Here is a 19,102-nt window from a genome sequence, read left to right on the forward strand (position 1 = left end):
CGTCGGGGCCCACGTCGTAGCGGCGCTCCTCGGGGCGCGGCCGGCGCGGGCGCTGCTCCTGCTGCCGGTCGTCGCGCCGGGCGCCGGAGCGGCCGTCGTCGTACCGTCCGCCGCCGGAGCGGCCGCCCTGGGAGCGTCCGCCGCCCGTGCGTCCGCCGCCGGAGGACGGGCGGGGCGCCCCGCCCCGGTTGTCCCGGCTGCCGCTACCGCTGTTCCTGCCGCTGCTTCGCATCAAAGTTCCGTCTTGTCGTCTGCGTCGGTGTCCGGTGCGTCCGGATCGAAGGACGGGACCCCTTCCCGGGAGTCCCCCTCGACCGCGTCCGCCTCGGGGAGGAACGGTGCGAGCTCGGGAAGCTCGTCCAGGCCGCGCAGGCCCATCCGCTCCAGAAAGTAGTTCGTCGTCCTGTACAGGATCGCACCTGTTTCGGGTTCCGTCCCCGCCTCCGCCACCAGACCCCGCTGGAGGAGGGTGCGCATGACCCCGTCGCAGTTCACACCGCGGACGGCCGAGACCCGGGAACGGCTGACCGGCTGACGGTACGCGACGACGGCCAGGGTCTCCAGCGCGGCCTGGGTCAGCCGGGCCTGCTGGCCGTCCAGGACGAAGGCCTCGACGGCGTCGGCGTACTCGGGCCGGCTGAAGAAACGCCAGCCCCCGGCGACCTCGCGCAGCTCGAAGCCGCGCCGCCGGGCCGTGTACTCGTCGGCCAGGTTCCGCAGGGCCAGGGCGATCTCGCGGCGGGGCCGGCCGAGGACCCGGGCCAGGTGCTCCTCGGTGGCGGGCTCGTCGACGACCATCAGCACGGCCTCCAGGGCCGGCTCCAGGTCGAGCTCCGCCACGGCGGACGTACCGGCGGGCGGTACCGGGGTCTCCTGCGTCGCCTCGGTCATTCCGTCGTCTCCTCGGGTTCGCGGTCGAACTCGTCCGTCACCTGCGGGGCCGCCTCGGCGCCCGTCCAGCGCACCGTCAGCGCCCCCAGGGCGTCGTCCTGGTCCAGGGCGACCGCCCGCTCGCGGTAGAGCTCCAGCAGGGCGAGGAAGCGCGCGACGACGGTGAGGGTGTCGGGGGCGTCCTCGATCAGCTGTCCGAAGCTCGCCTCGCCCGCCGCGCGCAGCCGGGTCACCACGACCTCGGCCTGCTCGCGGACGCTGACCAGGGGGGCGTGGATGTGGTCCACGTACACCTGAGGCTTCGGCTTCGGCTGCATCGCCTTGGCGGCGAGCCGGGCGAAGGCCTCCGGGCCGAGGCCGAGGACGACCTCGGGCAGGAGTTCCGCGTGGTGCGGCTCCAGGCCGACGGTGCGCGGCCGGCGGCGGCCCTCGTACGCCATGCGGTCGCTGAGGATCTCCGCGATCCGCTTGTACGCGCGGTACTGCAGCAGCCGTGCGAAGAGCAGGTCGCGGGCCTCCAGCAGGGCCAGGTCGGCCTCGTCCTCCACCTCCGCGGCGGGCAGCAGCCGGGCCGTCTTGAGGTCGAGGAGGGTCGCCGCGACGACGAGGAACTCGGTCGTCTGGTCCAGGTCGAAGTCCGGTCCCATGGCCCGGATGTGGGCCATGAACTCGTCGGTGACCTTGGACAGGGCCACCTCGGTGACGTCCAGCTTGTGCTTGGCGATGAGCTGCAGCAGCAGGTCGAACGGGCCCTCGAAGTTGTCCAGCCGGACGGTGAACCCTGCGGGGGCCTCCGGGCCGGCGGGCACCGGGTCGGCCACGGGCTCGGACCCGCTTCCCGGGCCACGGCCCAGGGGGCGGCGGGCCGGCGGGGCGGGGGCTGCAGGCATGGGGGTTTCCAGGGTGGGAACGGAACAGGCCGTACGGCCCGGGGCTTCGTACGGCGCGAGGCTAGCGCAGCGGAACGGCTCAGCGTCCCCGCAGGCGCCGCACGAGAATGCTCGCGTCGCCGCGCGACTCCAGGTCGGCGAGGACGACGGCGACGGCCTCGCGGACGATCCGGCCGCGGTCGACGGCGAGCCCGTGCTCGCCGCGCAGCACCAGCCGCGCGTGCTCCAGGTCCATGAGCTCCTCGGCGGAGACATAGACGGTGATCTTCTCGTCGTGGCGTTCGCGGCCGCTGGGGCGGCGGTTGGCCGTGCGGGCGCGGCGCTTGCCCGGGGCGGCGGCCCCGTCCGTGCGTGCGGGGGCGGCAGCGGGGCGCTCGCGGCCTCCGTCCGGGCGGCGCGCCTCCTCCTGCTCCTGGCCCGCGGCCGGGGCGGCCGCGGCGCGCGCGGTGCCCTCCTGCGCGGCGGTCCTGCCCGGCTGCGCGGCGTCCGGGCCGTCACCCGGGCCGGGCACCCTCGGCGTCTCGCCGTTCAGCTTCCGGCGGGGGGAGGAGGGCTGGAGCCCCGACCCTCCGGTGGTGCGGAACAGCTCGTCGGCGCCGGGCAGACTCACTCGGCGTGACACCGGGCGAGCACCTCCCTGGCGAGCTGGCGATAGGCGGCGGCACCGACGGAGTTGGACGCGTAGGTCGTGATGGGCTCGCCCGCGACCGTGGTCTCGGGGAAGCGCACCGTGCGCCCGATGACCGTGTGGTAGACGTGGTCGTCGAACGCCTCGACGACGCGCGCGAGGACCTCGCGGCTGTGCACGGTCCGCGAGTCGTACATCGTGGCGAGGATGCCGTCCAGCTCCAGCTCGGGGTTGAGCCGCTCCTGGACCTTCTCGATCGTCTCGGTCAGCAGCGCCACGCCGCGCAGGGCGAAGAACTCGCACTCCAGGGGGACGATCACCTTGTGAGCGGCCGTCAGCGCGTTGACGGTGAGCAGGCCGAGCGACGGCTGACAGTCGATCACGATGTAGTCGTAGTCGGACATCAGCGGCTTGAGGGCGCGCTGCAGGGTGGACTCGCGGGCGACCTCGCTGACGAGCTGGACCTCGGCCGCGGACAGGTCGATGTTGCTGGGCAGCAGGTCCATGTTGGGGACCGCGGTCTTCAGCAGGACCTCGTCCGCCGACATCCCGCGCTCCATCAGGAGGTTGTAGACCGTCAGGTCCAGCTCCATCGGGTTGACGCCCAGTCCGACGGAGAGCGCGCCCTGCGGGTCGAAGTCGACGAGCAGCACCCGGCGGCCGTATTCGGCGAGTGCGGCGCCCAGGTTGATGGTCGAGGTCGTCTTGCCGACCCCGCCCTTCTGGTTGCACATCGCGATGATTTTGGCCGGGCCGTGGTCCGCCAGCGGTCCGGGGATCGGGAAGTACGGCAGCGGCCGCCCGGTGGGGCCGATGCGCTCGCGGCGCTGGCGCGCGGCGTCGGGGGCGAGCGTCGCGGCGTACTCGGGGTCCGGCTCGTATTCGGCGTCGGGGTCGTAGAAGTGACCGTCCGGCACTTCCTCGTAATCGGCGAGGCGTGCGGGGTCCGTGCTGTCCCGGCCGCCGGCCATGGCGTTCACGTGTTGACCGTCCATGCTCTGAGGGGCTGTCGTCATGGTCTGGATGTCGTGGTGTGCTGCGAAGGTGCGGACAGCGACGGAGCCGACAGCATGAAGTCCCACGGGACTCCCGTCCTGCATAGGCATTCCTGGGTGACCACCCCCGGGAGCAAATGTCGACTCATTCACAAGTCGTCCTACCTCCTTGGTGACCAGGAAACATCTAGATAGGTCAGCGTGGCACCATGCCGACGGTTGGCGACTCTATGGCGTGTCGGCGGTCCGCAGCAACACAATCCGCCGGAGACGGCACGATGTGTCGGCAATCGAACGCCCTTCTGTCAAGGGTGTACGCCCGGTAACCCGGAAGTTTCACAGGCGGCCGCACCGGAGGCGGAAACGCCCCGGCCGGACCTTGCTCGGCAAGGCCCGGCCGGGGGCGTGCTCCCGTCGTACGGGGTCGGCGGCTCAGCCGAGCAGGGTGCTCAGCTCGACCTGCGGCAGGCCGTGCGCCTCGGCGACCGGGCCGTAAACGACCTGTCCCTCATGGACGTTGAGGCCCTTGGCCAGAGCGGCGTCCCGGCTCAGCGCCTCCTGCCAGCCGCGGTTGGCCAGCTCCACGATGTAGGGCAGCGTGGCGTTGGTCAGCGCGTAGGTGGAGGTGTTCGGCACGGCGCCGGGCATGTTGGCGACGCAGTAGAACACGGAGTCGTGGACCATGAAGGTCGGCTCGGTGTGCGTGGTCGGACGCGAGTCCTCGAAGCAGCCGCCCTGGTCGATCGCAATGTCGACAAGTACACTTCCGGGCTTCATCTTGGCGACGAGCTCGTTGGTGACCAGCTTGGGGGCCTTGGCGCCCGGGATCAGCACCGCACCGACGACGAGGTCGGCCTCGGTGACGGCCTTCTCCAGCTCGAAGGCGTTGGAGACGACCGTCTGCACCTTGGTGCCGAAGACCTTGTCCGCCTCGCGCAGCTTGTTGATGTCCTTGTCGAGCAGGGTCACGTGGAAGCCCATGCCGACGGCGATCTGCGCGGCGTTCCAGCCGGAGACGCCGGCGCCGATGACGACGGCCTTGCCCGCGTGGGTGCCCGGGACGCCGCCCGGCAGGACGCCACGGCCGCCGGCCGAGCGCATCAGGTGGTAGGCGCCGACCTGCGGGGCCAGCCGGCCCGCGACCTCGGACATCGGGGCGAGCAGCGGCAGCGCGCGGTTGGCGAGCTCGACGGTCTCGTACGCGATGGCGGTGGTGCCCGACTGGATCAGGGCATCGGTGCACTCGCGGGAGGCGGCCAGGTGCAGGTAGGTGAAGAGGGTCTGGCCCTTGCGCATGCGGTGGTACTCCTCCGCGATGGGCTCCTTGACCTTCAGCAGCAGGTCGGCCGTGGCCCAGACCTCGTCGGCGGTGTCCAGGATGGCGGCGCCGGCACCCACGTACTCGGCGTCGGTGATGGAGGAACCGAGACCGGCCCCCTTCTCCACGAAGACCTGGTGGCCGTTGCGCACCAGCTCCAGCACGCCGGCCGGGGTGATGGCCACGCGGAATTCGTTGTTCTTGACCTCGCGGGGGATGCCGACCTTCACGTCGATCACGGTCCTTGAATCAGAGAATGACAGGCTAATCCCGACATGCAGGGCACGCCAGGGCAGACCGCGTCGCTCGCGGCTCACCCAGTCTAATGAAGGACTGTTCGCTGTCTAGCCTTGCAATGCACCAATCTTTGCGGATACTGCCACTGATTTCGTAGGCGGCTCGCCGGTAACTGTGGGTCACCCAGGAGCCGCGGAGCGAGCCGCCCCGAGCACCTCCGGAGCCGGCTCGTCCGCCGCGAGGAGCTCCCCCGCCGCCTGCCGGTGCTGCTCCGCCGCCGCCCCGTCGCCGCGCCGCTCCAGGGCGTCCGCCAGCCGCAGCCGCGCCATGGCCTCCAGCCGGACGTCCCCGGACTGCCGGGCGCACTCCGCCGCCTCCCGGCAGATCCGCAGCGCCTCCCGGGCCCGGCCCGCGTACTCCAGCACCAGGGCCGCCTCGCTCAGCGCCCGCGCATGGCCCGGCAGGTCCCGCAGCCTGCGGCACACCGCCGCCGCGGCCCGCCAGTCGCGCAGCGCGTCGTTCCACTGGCCGGCCTGGGTGTGCACCGTGCCGAGCTTCCCGTACAGCCGTGCCTGCTCGGCGAGTTCACCCCGCGTCAGCCGCAGTTCCAGACCGCGCCGGAACCAGTCGGCGGCCCGCTGCCAGTCGCCCAGCTCCTGGTGGGCGGTGGCGACGGACTCCAGCGCGCGGCTGATGGCGTACGGGTCGTCGGCCTCGCGCGCCGCCTGGAGTGCGTCCCGGTACCGGCCGAGCGCCTCCGCGGTGCGCCCGGCCCGGGCGTCCAGATCGCCGAGGTTCAGCAGGGCGGCCGCCTTCTCCAGCGGCATCTCGCAGCGCCGCGCCACGTCGAGGACGAGCTGGTGCAGCCCGTAGAGCTCGGGGGCCGCGGCCTCGGCGCCCAGGTGTGCGGTCAGCGCCCGGGTCAGCGCCGAGACCAGCCGCCGGGCCAGGGTGTCCAGGCGGCCGTCCTCCACGGCCATCCGCGCCGCCGCCAGCAGCGCCGGGAGCCGGGCGTCGAGCCACTCGCCGGCGGCCGCGGGCGACGGGAAGCGCAGCGGCCGGGGCAACTGGTCGATCCTGCGGCGCACCGACGGGTCGTCACGCTCGGTGGCCGCCCGGCAGGAATACAGCTGCCGGACGGTCCGCTCCAGCATCCGCGCCCTGGCCAGTTCCACCTCCGTCTCCCGCTCCTGGGCCTCCAACAGGGCCCGCAGCAGCGGGGTCAGACAGCCCGGCACCCGGTACTGCGGCGGCAGCGCCCCGTCGGGCGCTCCCCCGGGGGTCTCCGTCCGCAGCATGCCGCGCACGGTGAAGTCCTCCAGGAGGCTCTGGGCGGTGGAGAGCGAGCAGCCGGCCAGCGCGGAGGCCGTGTGCGCGTCGACGAGCCCGGCGGGGGCCAGGGCCAGCAGGTGCAGGGTCCGGGCGGCGGTCGCGGGCAGGGCCTCGTAGGCGAGCCAGAACGCCCGCGCCAGCGGCCGCCCCGCACTCTCGGGCCGCTGCTCGCGCAGCCGCTTGACGACGTCGAGCACCGACATCTTGGGCCGGGCCGCCAGCCAGCCGCCGACCAGGATCAGCGCCGCGGGCTGGCTGCCGCACTCCTCGGCGACCGCCGCGGCGGCCACCGGGTCGCAGGTGATCCGGTGACCGCCGTACCGCTCCAGGAGCTTGACGGCGGCGTGCGTGTCCAGCCCGCCGAGGGTGCACGGCCGGACGTCCGGCACCCCGGTCAGCGGGCCGCGGGAGACGGCGACGACGAGGCAGCCGGACTCGTCCGGCAGCAGCGGGTCGACCTGTTCGGCGCCCGCCGCGTCGTCCAGCACGATCAGCGCGCGGCGCCCGTCCAGGGCCCGGCGCAGGGCCGCGGTGAGAACGTCCTCCTCCGCCCCCGCGGGGACGGGCGCCCCGAGCGCGGCGAGCAGGGCCCGGGCGGTCCGCTCGGTGGGGACGGGCTCCCCGTCGGCACCCGTGAGGCGGGCGCGGAGTACTCCGTCCGGGTACTCCCCGGCCAGCTGCCGGGCCAGCTCCTCGGCGAGCGCGGTGCGGCCGGAGCCGGGCTGGCCGGCGATGAGCAGCACCCGGCTGCGGGGGCGTTTGCGACCCGAAAGAGTGTCGAGTCCGGCGCGCACGATGTCGTCGCGCAGCTCTTTGATCTCACGCGCCCTGCCGACGAAAGGGTGAGAGGGAGACGGGGCCTGACGCCCCCTCACCCCGGTCTGCTGCGCTCTCCCGGCCTCCGCCACGGGTCCACTCCCGTCCACCTGCCGGCCGCGGATGCGGCCGTGACGCGACGAGCCTAGTTCACTGCGTGAGGCGCGAATGGATGCCGGGAGCCCGCTTCCGGGGAAGATCACCTATTCGGGTTGCATGCCTGTATGACCAGCGCCCGTCAGGGCGCGGGGAACTGCGCGACCAGCCACAACGCGCCCGCGGACGACGAGCTGCCCCGCGGCGGAGCCCTACGCCTCGAACGGCCGGGCCGGCCACTCCGCGTCCGCCTGGCGCAGGGCGTCCAGCCCGTCCCCCTGCCGGGCCGCGACCAGTGAAAGGACGCCCACCACCAGGCAGTTGTTGTGCAGCTCCCCTGCCAGCACCCCCCGCACCAGCTCCGCGACCGGGACGCGGGCGAGCTCCATGTCCGCCTCCTCCTCGGCGACGTCGAAGCGTTCGCCCTCCGCCTCGGAGATGCCGCGGGCGAGGAAGATGCGGACGGCCTCGTCGCAGCCGCCGGGCGTGGTGTAGACGTCGGTCAGCACCCGCCAGTCCTCGGCCTTGACGTGGGCCTCCTCGTACAGCTCGCGCTGGGCGGCGCGCAGCGGGTTCTCGCCGGGGACGTCCAGCAGGCCGGCCGGGATCTCCCACAGCTTCTGCCGCACGGGGTGGCGGTACTGACGCAGCACCAGCACCCGGTCCTGGTCGTCCAGGGCGAGCACGGCGACCGAGCCGGGGTGCACCTGGTAGTCGCGCTTGACGACGGTGCCGTCCGGCATCTCCACCTCGTCCGTGCGCACGCTCGTCTTGTTGCCGGTGAACGGCGTTCCGCTGGCGACGATCCGCCATTCCTCGGCGGTGTCCTTGATGACCGGGCTGCCCATGTCCGTCTGTCCGTCCTTACGTCTCCGGAAAGCAGAAACCGGGGCGAGGGGCTCCGCAAGGGAGCCCTCACCCCGGTTCCACCGTACAGATCAGCCCTGCTGGCGCTGCACGGCCGCCTTGATCAGGCCCGCGAAGAGCGGGTGCGGGCGGGTCGGGCGCGAGCGCAGCTCCGGGTGGGCCTGGGTGGCCACCAGGTAGGGGTGCACCTCGCGCGGGTACTCGACGTACTCGACGAGCTTGTTGTCCGGGGAGGTGCCGGAGAACTGGATGCCGGCCTTCTTCTCCAGCTCGGCGCGGTAGGCGTTGTTGACCTCGTAGCGGTGGCGGTGGCGCTCCTCCACGTACGGCTGGTCGTCGTAGACCTCGCGGACGATGGAGCCCTCGGCGAGCTTGGCCGGGTACATGCCCAGGCGCATCGTTCCGCCCATGTCGCCCTCGCCGGCGACGATGTCCATCTGCTCGGCCATCGTGGAGATCACCGGGTGCGCGGTGGCCGGGTCGAACTCGGTGGAGTTCGCGCCCTCGATGCCGGCCAGGTTGCGGGCGGCCTCGATGACGACGCACTGCAGGCCGAGGCACAGGCCCAGCAGCGGGACCTTGTTCTCGCGGGCGTAGGTGATCGCGCCGACCTTGCCGTCGACACCGCGGTCGCCGAAGCCGCCGGGCACGCAGATCGCGTCCACGTCCGCCAGCTGCTTCTTGGCACCGGCGGGGGTCTTGCAGTCGTCGGAGGTGACCCACTTGATCTTCACGCGGGCCTTGTTGGCGAAGCCGCCGGCGCGGATGGCCTCGGTCACCGACAGGTAGGCGTCGGGCAGGTCGATGTACTTGCCGACCAGGGCCACGGTGACCTCGTGGTCGGGCTGGTGGACGCGCTCCAGCAGGTCGTCCCACTGGGCCCAGTCCACGTCCCGGAACGGCAGGTCGAGCTTGCGCACGACGTAGGCGTCCAGGCCCTCGGCGTGCAGGACCTTCGGGATGTCGTAGATCGACTTGGCGTCGATCGCGGCGACCACGGCGTCCTCGTCCACGTCGCACATCAGCGAGATCTTGCGCTTGATGGCGGTGGGGACCTCGCGGTCGGCGCGCAGCACGATCGCGTCGGGCTGGATGCCGATGTTGCGCAGCGCGGCCACGCTGTGCTGGGTCGGCTTGGTCTTCAGCTCGCCGGACGGGCCGATGTAGGGCAGCAGCGAGATGTGCACGACGAAGACGTTGTCCCGGCCGACCTCGTGGCGGACCTGGCGGACGGTCTCCAGGAACGGCAGCGACTCGATGTCGCCGACCGTGCCGCCGACCTCGGTGATGACGACGTCGACGTCGTCGGTGGCCATGCGGCGGATGCGGTGCTTGATCTCGTTGGTGATGTGCGGGATGACCTGCACGGTGTCGCCCAGGTACTCGCCGCGCCGCTCCTTGGCGATCACCGAGGAGTACACCTGGCCGGTGGTGACGTTCGCGGAGCCGTCGAGGTCGACGTCCAGGAAGCGCTCGTAGTGGCCGATGTCCAGGTCCGTCTCGGCACCGTCGTTGGTGACGAAGACCTCACCGTGCTGGAACGGGTTCATCGTGCCCGGGTCGACGTTGAGGTACGGGTCGAGCTTCTGCATCGTCACCCGCAGACCCCGCGCCTTCAGCAGCGCGCCCAGGCTGGAGGCGGTCAGCCCCTTGCCGAGCGAGGAGGCGACACCCCCGGTGACGAAGAGGTGCTTGGTCGTCGTGGGCTTTGCGGCAATGGCCAAAGGGGGGCTCCCGTGGTCGCGAGTGGAGGATGCGTACCGGCGATCACCCGGTTGTTTTCGGGGGTGCCGTCGCTGCGGTTGGGGGGTCTTGCGCCCTCCGGTCCACGGGGTACCAGGGTATCAGCGCCCGGAGCCGGGCGCGCCCGGTGACGCGGTGCGACGGCCTCGCGTCCCCTGCGTCACAGGCCACCCATTCGGCACAGATTCCGCCGCCAACCGTCGCGCGTGTCCCAACTCCGCGTCGTATCCTGCTCGGACACATGCAGCGAGCCGGCCGGCACGGCACCGTCTCTCCCCAGCCACCGCTGGTAGGTGCCTCCCTGACAGATTCCGGAAAAGAGCTCGTCGAAAGACCGCTTGCCCAGCTGAGGAAGACCCTCCGGGGTCACGATGCCGTTCGACTGGAGATGACGTGGCCGGGCGTATCGAGGACTACGCACTGATCGGCGACATGCAGACCGCCGCCCTGGTCTGCCGGGACGGCACGGCCGACTGGCTGTGCCTGCCGCGATTCGATTCGCACGCGGCGTTCGCCGGACTGCTCGGCACGGAGGAACACGGCTACTGGCGGATCGGCCCGGCGCACCCCTCGGGGGCGGCTCCGCCGCGCGCCGACCGCCGCCGGTACCGGGGGGATTCCCTCGTGCTCGAATCCGAGTGGGACACCGCGCGAGGTACCGTCCGGGTGATCGACTTCATGCCTCCCCGTGACGGCGCCCCCCAGCTGATCCGGATCGTGGAGGGCGTCAGCGGCCGGGTGCCGATGCGCTCGGCGCTGCGGATGCGGTTCTCCTACGGGCGCGTCGTGCCGTGGGTGCACAAGGTGGGCGACCGCACGGTGGCCGTCGCGGGCCCCGACTCCGTCTGGCTGGACACCACCGCCGACACCTTCGGCAAGGACCTCACCACCTACTCCGACTTCACCGTCTCCCCCGGCGAGCGCGTCGCCTTCACCATCAGCTGGCAGCCCTCGCACCGCGAGGCGCCCGCCCTGCCGGACCCCGAGGGCGCCCTGGAGGCCACCGAGGAGTTCTGGCGGGAGTGGGTCACGCACTGCACGTACCACGGCCCCTACCGGGACGCGGTGGTCCGCTCGCTGATCACCCTCAAGGCGCTCACCTACGCCCCCACCGGCGGCATCGTGGCCGCCCCCACCACTTCTCTCCCCGAGGAGATCGGCGGCGTCCGGAACTGGGACTACCGGTTCACCTGGCTGCGCGACGCCGCGATCACCCTCTCCTCCCTCCTGCGCACCGGCTACCGCGAGGAGGCCCGGGCCTGGCGCGAGTGGCTGCTGCGCGCCGTCGCCGGCGACCCCGAGAACCTGCAGATCATGTACGGCATCGCCGGTGAGCGCGAACTCGGCGAGAGCGAGCTGGACTGGCTGCCCGGCTACGAGAACTCCACGCCCGTCCGCGTCGGCAACGGCGCCGCCGGCCAGCTGCAGCTCGACGTCTACGGCGAGGTCACCGAGGCCCTGCACCTGGCCCATATGACCGGGCTCGCCCGCAACGACTACGCGTCCCTGCTCCAGCTGCGGCTCATCGGCTACCTCGAGGACCACTGGACCGAGCCCGACGAGGGCATCTGGGAGGTGCGCGGCCCGCGCCGGCACTTCGTCCACTCCAAGGTGATGGCCTGGGTCGCCGTCGACCGCACCATCAAGCTCATCGAGTCCGGCGACGTCGACGGGCCGCTGGAGCGCTGGCGCGAGCTGCGCGAGGACATCCACCGCGACGTGTGCGACAAGGGCTACGACAAGGAACGCAACACCTTCACGCAGTCCTACGGCTCGAAGGAGCTGGACGCCTCCCTGCTGCTGATCCCGCAGATGGGCTTCCTGCCGCCCGACGACAAGCGCGTCATCGGCACCATCGAGGCCATCCAGCGCGAACTGTCCACCCCCGACGGGTTCGTACTGCGTTACCCGACCGCCGGCCACGAGGCCGGCGTGGACGGCCTCGAAGGGGACGAAGGGGCCTTCCTGGCCTGCTCGTTCTGGCTCGCCGACGACCTGGCGATGATCGGGCGGGTCGACGAGGCCCGCCAGCTCTTCGAGAAGCTGCTGGCCCTGCGCAACGATCTGGGCCTGCTCGCGGAGGAGTGGGACCCGCGGCTGCAGCGGCAGGTCGGCAACTTCCCGCAGGCGTTCAGCCACGTGCCGCTGATCGACACCGCGCTGCGGCTCACCGCGTCGAGCGCGTTCGGAGGCTGAACCACAGCGCGAGCGCCCCGACGGGCACGGCGAGGACGGCTGCGGCGGCATTGAGCCCGCCGTAGCCGTACACCGCGGTCAGCGCTCCGGAGAGCGCGCCGCCCGCCGCGCCCACCAGGTTCATCAGGGTGTCCGACATCCCCTGCACCTCCGGGCGGTGCGCGGCGTCCACGGACTCGCTCAGCAGCGTCGACCCCGCGACCGTGGCGCACGACCAGCCGGCGCCCAGCAGGAACAGGCCTGCCGCCACGGCCCATTGACGGTTCCCCGCCGTCCCGGCCAGCAACGTGGCGGCCACGTAGACCACCTGTCCCAGCAGGATCACCGGCACCCTGCCGAACCGGTCCGCCGCCCGGCCCACCAGCGGCGAGAGCGCGTACATCCCCGCCACGTGCAGGCTGACCGTGAAGCCCACGATGCTCAACGAGGCGCCCTCGTGGGCGAGATGGACGGGCGTCATCGTCATCACCGACACCATCACCACATGGCCCAGGACCAGTGCGGCCAGGCCCGTCAACGCGGCCGGGGACGCGGCGACATGACGCAGCGCGGTGCGCATACGGGCGGCGAAGCGTTCCTTGTGCTCACGCTCGGCCGACGTCGTCGGCTGCTGCTCCTGGGCCAGCAGGAGCGGGTCCGGGCGCAGGCCGGTGTGGATGATCAGCCAGCCGAGGACGAACGCCACCACCGAGAACACGAACGTCCCCGCCGCGTCCGGCAGTCCGAGCGGCCGGGCCAGCACCGCCCCCGGGCCGCTGAGGTTGGGGCCCAGCACGCTGCCGAGCGTCGTCGACCACACGACCAGGGAGAGCGCGCCCGCGCGGGCGCGCGGCTCCGCGAGGTCGGTGGCCGCATAGCGGGACTGCAGGTTGGCCGCGCTCGCCGAGCCGATCAGCAGCATCCCCAGCAGGGTCACCCACAGCAGGCCGGCACCGGCCGCCAGCGGCACCGTCAGCGCACCCCCCGCCGCGATCAGCCAGCCCGCGCCGAGACCGGTCCGCCGCCCGCGCGCCCGGGAGAGCGCCGCCAGCGGCACGGACAGCAGCGCCGCCCCGAGCGTGGCCAGGGTCGTGGCGAGGCCGGCCGTCGCCTGCGAGCCGGAGAGGTGCTCCACCAGCAGCCCGCCCGAGGAGATCATCGAGCCCATGCCGACACCGGCGACCACCTGCGCCGACATCAGCACCCTGAGCGTGCGGCGCTGGACTGTCGCCGTTGGGCTGTTTGTTTCGTACACTTCTGGCGAAATGCCCGGTATATCGGGCGAGTTGGGCGAAGGGCCTGCCGCTGCAGTCATGCGCGTCAGGGTAAGGGCGCGAGTGTCTTTGCGGGACGGTAGGTTCCGGGCATGGAACCGCACGACCTCCCGCCGGGCCCGCAGGGGACGATCACCGTGGCGCGCGCCCTCGAACTGCCCGCCCTGCGCCGGGGGCTGCCCGAGGTCGTGGCCGCCGCCGACCGGCTGCACCGGCCCGTGCGCTGGGTGCACGCGGGCGAGGCCCCGAACATCGCCGCCCTCCTCAAGGGCGGCGAGCTCCTGCTGACCACCGGACTGGGCCTGGGCAGCCGCCCCGCCGAACAGCGCGCCTTCGTCCGGGGACTGGCCCGGCGGGACATCGCGGCCCTCGTCGTCGAGCTCGGCGCCCGGTTCCCCAGCCTGCCCGCCGCCGTGGTGGACACCGCCCGCGCGTGCGGGCTGCCGCTGGTCCAGCTGCACCGGGAAGTGCCGTTCGTAGCCGTCACCGAGGAGATCCACACCGAGCTCGTCAACCAGCACTACGCCCTGCTGCAGCGCGCCGAGGAAGTGCACCGGCGGTGCACCGAGGTGCTGCTGGGCGGGGGCGGCGTACCCGAAGTGCTGCGGCTCTTCGCCGACTTCACCGGCAACCCGGTCTTCCTGGAGACCGCGGAGGGGCGGCTGCTGTACGCCGCCGGGCCGAGCGGTGGGGGTGGGGGTGGCGGTGGCGGTGCCGATCCGCTTCAGGTCTGGGACGGGCTGCGGGGGGCCTCGCTCGCGGGCAGCGTCGTCACGGATGTGCCCGGGCAGGGACCTGGGGGTGGTGCCGTGCGGGCGCGGCTCGTGGTGCTGCCGGTGAACGTGCCTCTGGCTCCCGTGCACCGCATCGCCGCCGACCGGGCCGCCGGGCTGCTCGCCGTCGTCCTGCTCCAGGCCCGCCAGGAGGAGGAGCTCGCCGCCCGGGGACGCGGCGACTTCCTCACCGACCTCGCCGAGGGGCGGCTCGACCCGGCGGACGCGCCCGGGCTGGCACGCGTGCTCGGCTTCCGGACCGGCGACGGGCCGCTGCTGCCCGTGGTGATGCGGATGGCCGCCGGCCTGGTCCCGGCGGACAGTTGGGCGGCGCTGGCGTGCGCCGTGCAGAAGGAGCTGCGGGCGGTGGGGGTGCCGGTGCTGCTGGGCGTACGGCTTCCGGAGGGTCGGGTTCCGGTGCTCGCCGGGCTGCGGGACGAGGCCGAACGGGCCGCGGTGGCGGGGCGGGTGGCGGCGGCGCTGCGCTCCGGGGCGGAGCGGGCCGGGTTCCGGGCGCCGCCGGTGGTGGTCGTGGGGGTTGCCTCGGCTTGGGGGGCTGTGGGGGGTGCGCTTCGGCATGCTGCGGAGGCTGCTGTTGCCGCGGAGGGGGCGCCGGATCGTGAGTGGCACGATGTGCGGCGGCTTGATGTCGATGTGTTGCTGTGGCGGCTGCGGGGTGATGGGGATCTGGCCTCTTTTGTCGAGCGGGTTCTCGGGCCGTTGCTCGCCCATGACCGGTCCGCTCGTCCTGCGTTGCTGCCGACGCTGGAGGCCTGCCTTGCGCACGCCGGGCGGAAGGCGGAGACGGCGCGGGAGCTGCACGTCAATCGGCAGACGCTGTACGACCGGCTGGGGCGGATCGAGCGGCTGCTGGGGGTGGAGTTGGAAGACCCGGACGCGGCGCTGGCATTGGGGGTTGCGTTGCGGGCGCGGCGGCACGTCGTGGGTCGGGGGTGGTGCGGCGGGGGCGGGGCGGGCCCTTCCGGGGACTGAACTTTTTGCGGCGGCCCTCGTCCACGCGGTGTTGCCCCGAACTTGCCACAAAAAGTTTTTCACGTCCCTCTCCAGGGCCCGCCCCGCCCCCTCGCGCCCGTGGTCAAGTGCGTCGGCTCAGTTCGTCGTACACGCTCAGGACGTGGGCCACCGTGTCGTCCTCCGACGGCCAGCTCGCCGCCTGGCGGCGTCCCGCTCGTACCAGCCGCTCGCAGCGGAGGGGGTCCTCCAGGAGCCGGGTCACGGCGGCTGCCAGTGCCGTCGCGTCCCCGCAGGGGACCAGTTCGGCTGCGTCGCCCACCAGTTCCGGAACCCCGCGGGCCTCCACCGCCACCAGCGGCACTCCGGCGTGGAGGGCTTCCTGGGCGAGGAGCGAGCGCGCTTCCCAACAGCCCGGCAGCACGGCCACGTCCGCCACCGCGAGGAGTTCCGGTACGTCGTCGCGGCGTCCTACGAGTTGGACGGGGAGGCCTTCGGTCTCGATCCTGCGTTGCAGTTCCGGGCGTTCACGGCCTTCGCCCGCGACGATCAGCAGCGGTTCCGGGTCCAGGTCCCGCCAGATACGGGCGGCGTCCAGGAGGAGCCCGTAGCCCTGGCCGGGTTCCAGCCGGCCGACTGTGACGAGCAAGGGGCGTGCCACCGCGCCGAGTTCGGCCCGTGCTTTGAGGCGGAGGGTGTCGTCCGGGTCGGGGTCCGGTGGGGGGTGCGGGGCCGGTACGGCCACCGGTGCCAGGCGGGCGTCGCGTGCGCCGCGCAGCCGTGCCTGGTCCACCAGTTCCGACGAGGCGCCGAGCACCACCGCGGCGGTGCGCGCGGTGCGGCGCTCCATCAGGCGTACGACGTGGGCGCGCGCGCCTGCGGCATGCACCCGGTTGTGCCAGGTGACCACCAGCGGTGTCGGACGGCCGCGCAGCGCGAGCGCGGCCAGCACCCCGGACTTCAGGCCGTGTGCGTGCACGACGTCCGCACCCTCGCTGAGCGCGCGGATGTCCGCGACGGCCAGAGCGTCCGTTCCCGGGCGCAGCGGGGCGAACTCGGCGCCGGAGTCGGGGATTCCGAACTCCTCGCCCGTGCGCGGCGGTGCACACACCGTCACCCGCAGCCCGTGCGCCACGAGCCCGGCCGCCAGCGACCGCACGTGCGCTCCTCTCCCGGCGCTCCCGCCGCCCAGGACTTGAACGGCGTGCAGGGGCGGCCGGGCCGGTGTGCTGCTCACGCGGGGGAAGCTCCTGGGTCGTCGACGGGCAGAGGCGTACGGCGAGGTGCTGCGCCCAGGATGCCAGCCCCCGCCGACATCCCGGCACCGCCGTACCGAGGGTCGGGCGCCCTACCTCGCCCGCACATCAACGGATTCACCCGCTTTGGGGACTCTTGACCTCCATGACCAGAGCCACGGCCACCAGCGCGGCCGCGTGCAACGCCAGCCCCGTACGCCCGTTGCGGGCGACGACGGCCGTGCCGAGTCCCGCGCCGAGGGCGTGGGCGCCCGTGTCGCCGAGCATGGTGCGCGCGGCGAGGTCGTCCTTCAGCAGGGCAGCGGCGGCGCCGACGGGGGCCGGGGCGGCACCGATCAGTCCGAGGGCCAGGACGGCGCCGGCGGCGCGGCCGGGGCGGACGTCCAGCAGGTTCACGAGGTGGGCGGAGCCGGCGATGACGACGCCGGCGAGGACCTTGTCGACGGGGTCCCGCCGGAGCACGGCTCCGGCGGCCAGGGCGGCTGCGCCGATGCCGAAGAGCTTGACGGCGCCGGTCGTCACTTCGCCGTTGCGCAGGGCCGCGAGGTGGGCGCGGAATCCGCGGCGGGGGTCGGCGGTGCCGGCGTGATCGTCATAGGCGCCGCAGGCGGCGGCCGTTGCGATGGCCAGCGCGGCGGCGCCGCGTGCCCGTGGGGGCAGGGCGGGCAACCCGGCCAGGACGCCGGCCGCGGCGGCGGGACCGGCACACAGGTCGACGGTGCGGCCGGCGTGATTGGTCCGCTCCCACAGGCGCGCACCGCCGGGTTTGCGGCGACGCAGGGTCTCGTACACCCCGCGCGTGACGGCGGCGGCGAAGCCGGAGCGCTTCGCTTGAATGATCATGGGGCTAACGTAGCGGCTGTTCTGCGGCTGCGGGTGGGTCGTGGCTGGTCGCGCAGTTCCTCGCGCCCCTTACGGGGCGCAGCCGACGTACCCGCCCGGGCGCCCCTGCAAGCCCCCGCGGCGGAGCCGCACAAGGCCCCTTACCGCCGCCCCCGGGCCCGCACCGCGCCCGCCACCGCGAGGAGTTCCTCCGCATGGGCCCGCGCCGACTCCGAGTCCTCCTGCCCCGCCAGCATGCGGGACAGCTCCCGCACCCGCGCCTCGCCCTCCATCGCGCGGACACCGCTGCGCGTGACCGAGCCGTCATGGGTCTTCTCCACCACAAGGTGACGGTCCGCGAAAGCGGCCACCTGCGGCAGGTGCGTCACCACCACCACCTGCGCGGACTCCGCCAGCTTCGCGAGCCGCCGGCCGATCTCGACGGCGGCTTTGCCGCCGACCCCGGCGTCGACCTCGTCGAAGAGGTACGTCGGCACGGGGTCGGTCCCCGCGAAGACGACCTCGACGGCCAGCATCACGCGCGAGAGCTCACCCCCGGACGCCCCCTTGGCGATCGGCCGCGCCTGGGCCCCCGGATGCGGCGTGAGGAGCAGCTCGACCTCGTCGGCCCCGTACGGGCCGTACTCGACCGCGCGCCCCGCGACCTCGATGCCGGCCTCGGCGTCCGACGCCTCCGACTGCCGCACGGCGAAGGCCACCCGCGCATGCGGCATGGCCAGTTCGGCCAGTTCCTCCGTGACCGCGTCAGCGAAACGCTTCGCCGCCTCGGCCCGCGCCTCGCCCAGTTCCTGTGCGAGCGCCCCGAGTTCCGCCCGCAGGGCATCCCGCTCGGCGACGAGCTCGCCGATCCGGTCGTCGTCGCCGTCCAGTTCGCCCAGCCGCGCGGCACTGCGCTCGGCCCAGGCGAGGACCTCCTCGACGTCCGCGCCGTACTTGCGCGTCAGATGGGCCAGGGCGGCCCGCCGCTCCTCCACGGCGGCCAGCCGCCGCGGGTCGGCGTCGAGGTCGTCCGCGTACCCCGCGAGCTCCCCGGCCACATCGCCCAGCAGGATCCCGATCTCCCCCAGCCGCTCCGCGAGCGCCGCGAGGACCGGGTCGTGGGACCGCACGGCCTCCAGCGCCCGGTGCGCTCCGGCGACCAGCGTCGCCGCATCGACACCCTCGGGGTCCTCGGGGTTGCCGACGACGGCCGCATGCGCGGCCGTGGCCGCGGCGGCGAGCGCCTCCGCATGCCCGAGGCGCTCGGCCTCGGCGGCCAGTTCGGCGTCCTCGCCGGCCACCGGCTCGACCGCGGCGATCTCGTCCAGGCCGAAGCGCAGCAGATCCGCCTCCTGGGCGCGCTCGCGGGCCCGCGTGGTCAGCTCCGTCAGCTCGGCGGCGACGGCGCGCAGCCGGCGGTACACGTCGGTGTACTTGGTCAGCGGCACGGACACCGCGGCGCCCGCGTACCGGTCGAGGGCCTCCCGCTGCCGGGCGGGCCGCAGCAGCCCCTGCTGGTCGGTCTGCCCGTGGACGGCGACGAGCTCCTCCGAGAGCTCGCCCAGCAGTCCCACGGGCACGCTGCGTCCGCCGAGATGGGCGCGCGAGCGCCCCTCCGCGGAGAGCGTGCGGCTGATCAGCAGCGTGCCGTCGTCGAGTTCGGCACCCGCCTCCTCGGCCCGGACGGCCACGGCCGAGCCGCCGTCGACGACGAGCCGCCCCTCGACCACCGCGGCCTTGGCCCCGACCCGCACCAGCGCGGGGTCGGCGCGCCCGCCGAGCAGCAGCCCCAGGCTGGTGACCACCATGGTCTTGCCCGCACCCGTCTCGCCCGTCACCGCCGTGAAACCGGGTGACAGCTCGACGACCGCGTCGTCAATGACGCCCAAGGACCGGATCCGCATCTCCTCCAACACGGATACGACCATACGAGGTTCCGGGGCCGCCCCGCGACGGCCTCCCCCACTCACCCCCCTGGGGACAGCCCCACCACCGGTCCGGGTGACCACCCCATGGC

Annotated in this window: 14 protein-coding genes and 1 pseudogene; 2 read left to right on the forward strand and 13 right to left on the reverse strand. The window is 73.3% G+C overall.

The annotated features are described in order from the left end of the window. The 9 genes and pseudogenes from HG542_RS31980 to pyrG form a co-directional block, all read right to left on the reverse strand. Nucleotides 1-232: pseudogene (locus HG542_RS31980) on the reverse strand (pseudouridine synthase); the annotation flags it as partial. Continuing rightward, the gene (gene scpB, locus HG542_RS31985) at nucleotides 232-891 is read right to left on the reverse strand and encodes an SMC-Scp complex subunit ScpB (RefSeq protein WP_171087701.1); all 660 of its coding nucleotides are present in this window, start codon (nucleotides 889-891) and stop codon (nucleotides 232-234) included. The pseudogene HG542_RS31980 and the gene scpB, both read right to left, overlap by 1 nt. After that, entirely contained in the window at nucleotides 888-1,781 is an 894-nt protein-coding gene (locus tag HG542_RS31990; protein ID WP_171087703.1) for a segregation and condensation protein A, read from the reverse strand. Before HG542_RS31990 ends, scpB begins: the two co-directional genes overlap by 4 nt. 79 nt (nucleotides 1,782-1,860) lie before the next feature. After that, on the reverse strand, nucleotides 1,861-2,403 hold the full coding sequence (locus HG542_RS36335; protein ID WP_171087705.1) for a hypothetical protein: 543 nt from the start codon (nucleotides 2,401-2,403) through the stop codon (nucleotides 1,861-1,863). Further along, nucleotides 2,388-3,515 (reverse strand): ParA family protein, encoded by a 1,128-nt coding sequence (locus tag HG542_RS32000; RefSeq protein WP_171087707.1) that lies wholly within the window; start codon nucleotides 3,513-3,515, stop codon nucleotides 2,388-2,390. Before HG542_RS32000 ends, HG542_RS36335 begins: the two co-directional genes overlap by 16 nt. 321 nt (nucleotides 3,516-3,836) lie before the next feature. Continuing rightward, a complete protein-coding gene (gene ald / locus HG542_RS32005; protein WP_171087733.1) occupies nucleotides 3,837-4,952 on the reverse strand; it encodes an alanine dehydrogenase in 1,116 nt (371 codons plus the stop codon). A gap of 186 nt (nucleotides 4,953-5,138) precedes the next feature. Continuing rightward, the gene (locus tag HG542_RS32010) at nucleotides 5,139-7,232 is read right to left on the reverse strand and encodes a tetratricopeptide repeat protein (protein ID WP_438816709.1); all 2,094 of its coding nucleotides are present in this window, start codon (nucleotides 7,230-7,232) and stop codon (nucleotides 5,139-5,141) included. Between the two features lie 183 nt (nucleotides 7,233-7,415). Further along, nucleotides 7,416-8,051 carry an NUDIX domain-containing protein gene (locus HG542_RS32015; RefSeq protein ID WP_171087709.1) on the reverse strand — a complete coding sequence of 212 codons (636 nt, stop codon included), beginning with the start codon at nucleotides 8,049-8,051 and terminating at the stop codon, nucleotides 7,416-7,418. A 90-nt stretch (nucleotides 8,052-8,141) separates the two neighbouring features. Beyond that, nucleotides 8,142-9,794, reverse strand: coding sequence for a CTP synthase (pyrG, locus tag HG542_RS32020; RefSeq protein ID WP_176607213.1), 1,653 nt, complete (start codon nucleotides 9,792-9,794; stop codon nucleotides 8,142-8,144). Between the two features lie 412 nt (nucleotides 9,795-10,206). Between pyrG and HG542_RS32025 the strand changes: the two genes are divergently transcribed. Further along, nucleotides 10,207-12,009, forward strand: coding sequence for a glycoside hydrolase family 15 protein (locus tag HG542_RS32025; protein WP_171087711.1), 1,803 nt, complete (start codon nucleotides 10,207-10,209; stop codon nucleotides 12,007-12,009). Here HG542_RS32025 and HG542_RS32030 read toward each other — a convergent pair. Then, the gene (locus HG542_RS32030) at nucleotides 11,981-13,186 is read right to left on the reverse strand and encodes an MFS transporter (RefSeq protein ID WP_229922875.1); all 1,206 of its coding nucleotides are present in this window, start codon (nucleotides 13,184-13,186) and stop codon (nucleotides 11,981-11,983) included. The two genes, HG542_RS32025 and HG542_RS32030, sit on opposite strands and share 29 nt — an antisense overlap. 168 nt (nucleotides 13,187-13,354) lie before the next feature. Between HG542_RS32030 and HG542_RS32035 the strand changes: the two genes are divergently transcribed. Then, the gene (locus HG542_RS32035; protein WP_171087715.1) at nucleotides 13,355-15,028 is read left to right on the forward strand and encodes a PucR family transcriptional regulator; all 1,674 of its coding nucleotides are present in this window, start codon (nucleotides 13,355-13,357) and stop codon (nucleotides 15,026-15,028) included. Nucleotides 15,029-15,131: 103 nt separating this feature from the next. On the opposite strand, the gene HG542_RS32040 is transcribed toward HG542_RS32035, so the two are convergent. From HG542_RS32040 to recN, 3 genes are all read right to left on the reverse strand, one after another. Further along, nucleotides 15,132-16,244 (reverse strand): glycosyltransferase family 4 protein, encoded by a 1,113-nt coding sequence (locus tag HG542_RS32040; protein ID WP_171087717.1) that lies wholly within the window; start codon nucleotides 16,242-16,244, stop codon nucleotides 15,132-15,134. Between the two features lie 136 nt (nucleotides 16,245-16,380). Beyond that, on the reverse strand, nucleotides 16,381-17,106 hold the full coding sequence (locus HG542_RS32045) for a hypothetical protein (RefSeq protein ID WP_171087719.1): 726 nt from the start codon (nucleotides 17,104-17,106) through the stop codon (nucleotides 16,381-16,383). A 140-nt stretch (nucleotides 17,107-17,246) separates the two neighbouring features. Continuing rightward, complete coding sequence (gene recN, locus HG542_RS32050; RefSeq protein WP_171087721.1) at nucleotides 17,247-19,013, reverse strand: DNA repair protein RecN; 1,767 nt, start codon at nucleotides 19,011-19,013, stop codon at nucleotides 17,247-17,249. Between the last annotated feature and the right edge of the window lie 89 nt (nucleotides 19,014-19,102).

Source organism: Streptomyces morookaense, assembly GCF_013030945.1.
GTDB lineage: Bacteria > Actinomycetota > Actinomycetes > Streptomycetales > Streptomycetaceae > Streptomyces > Streptomyces morookaensis.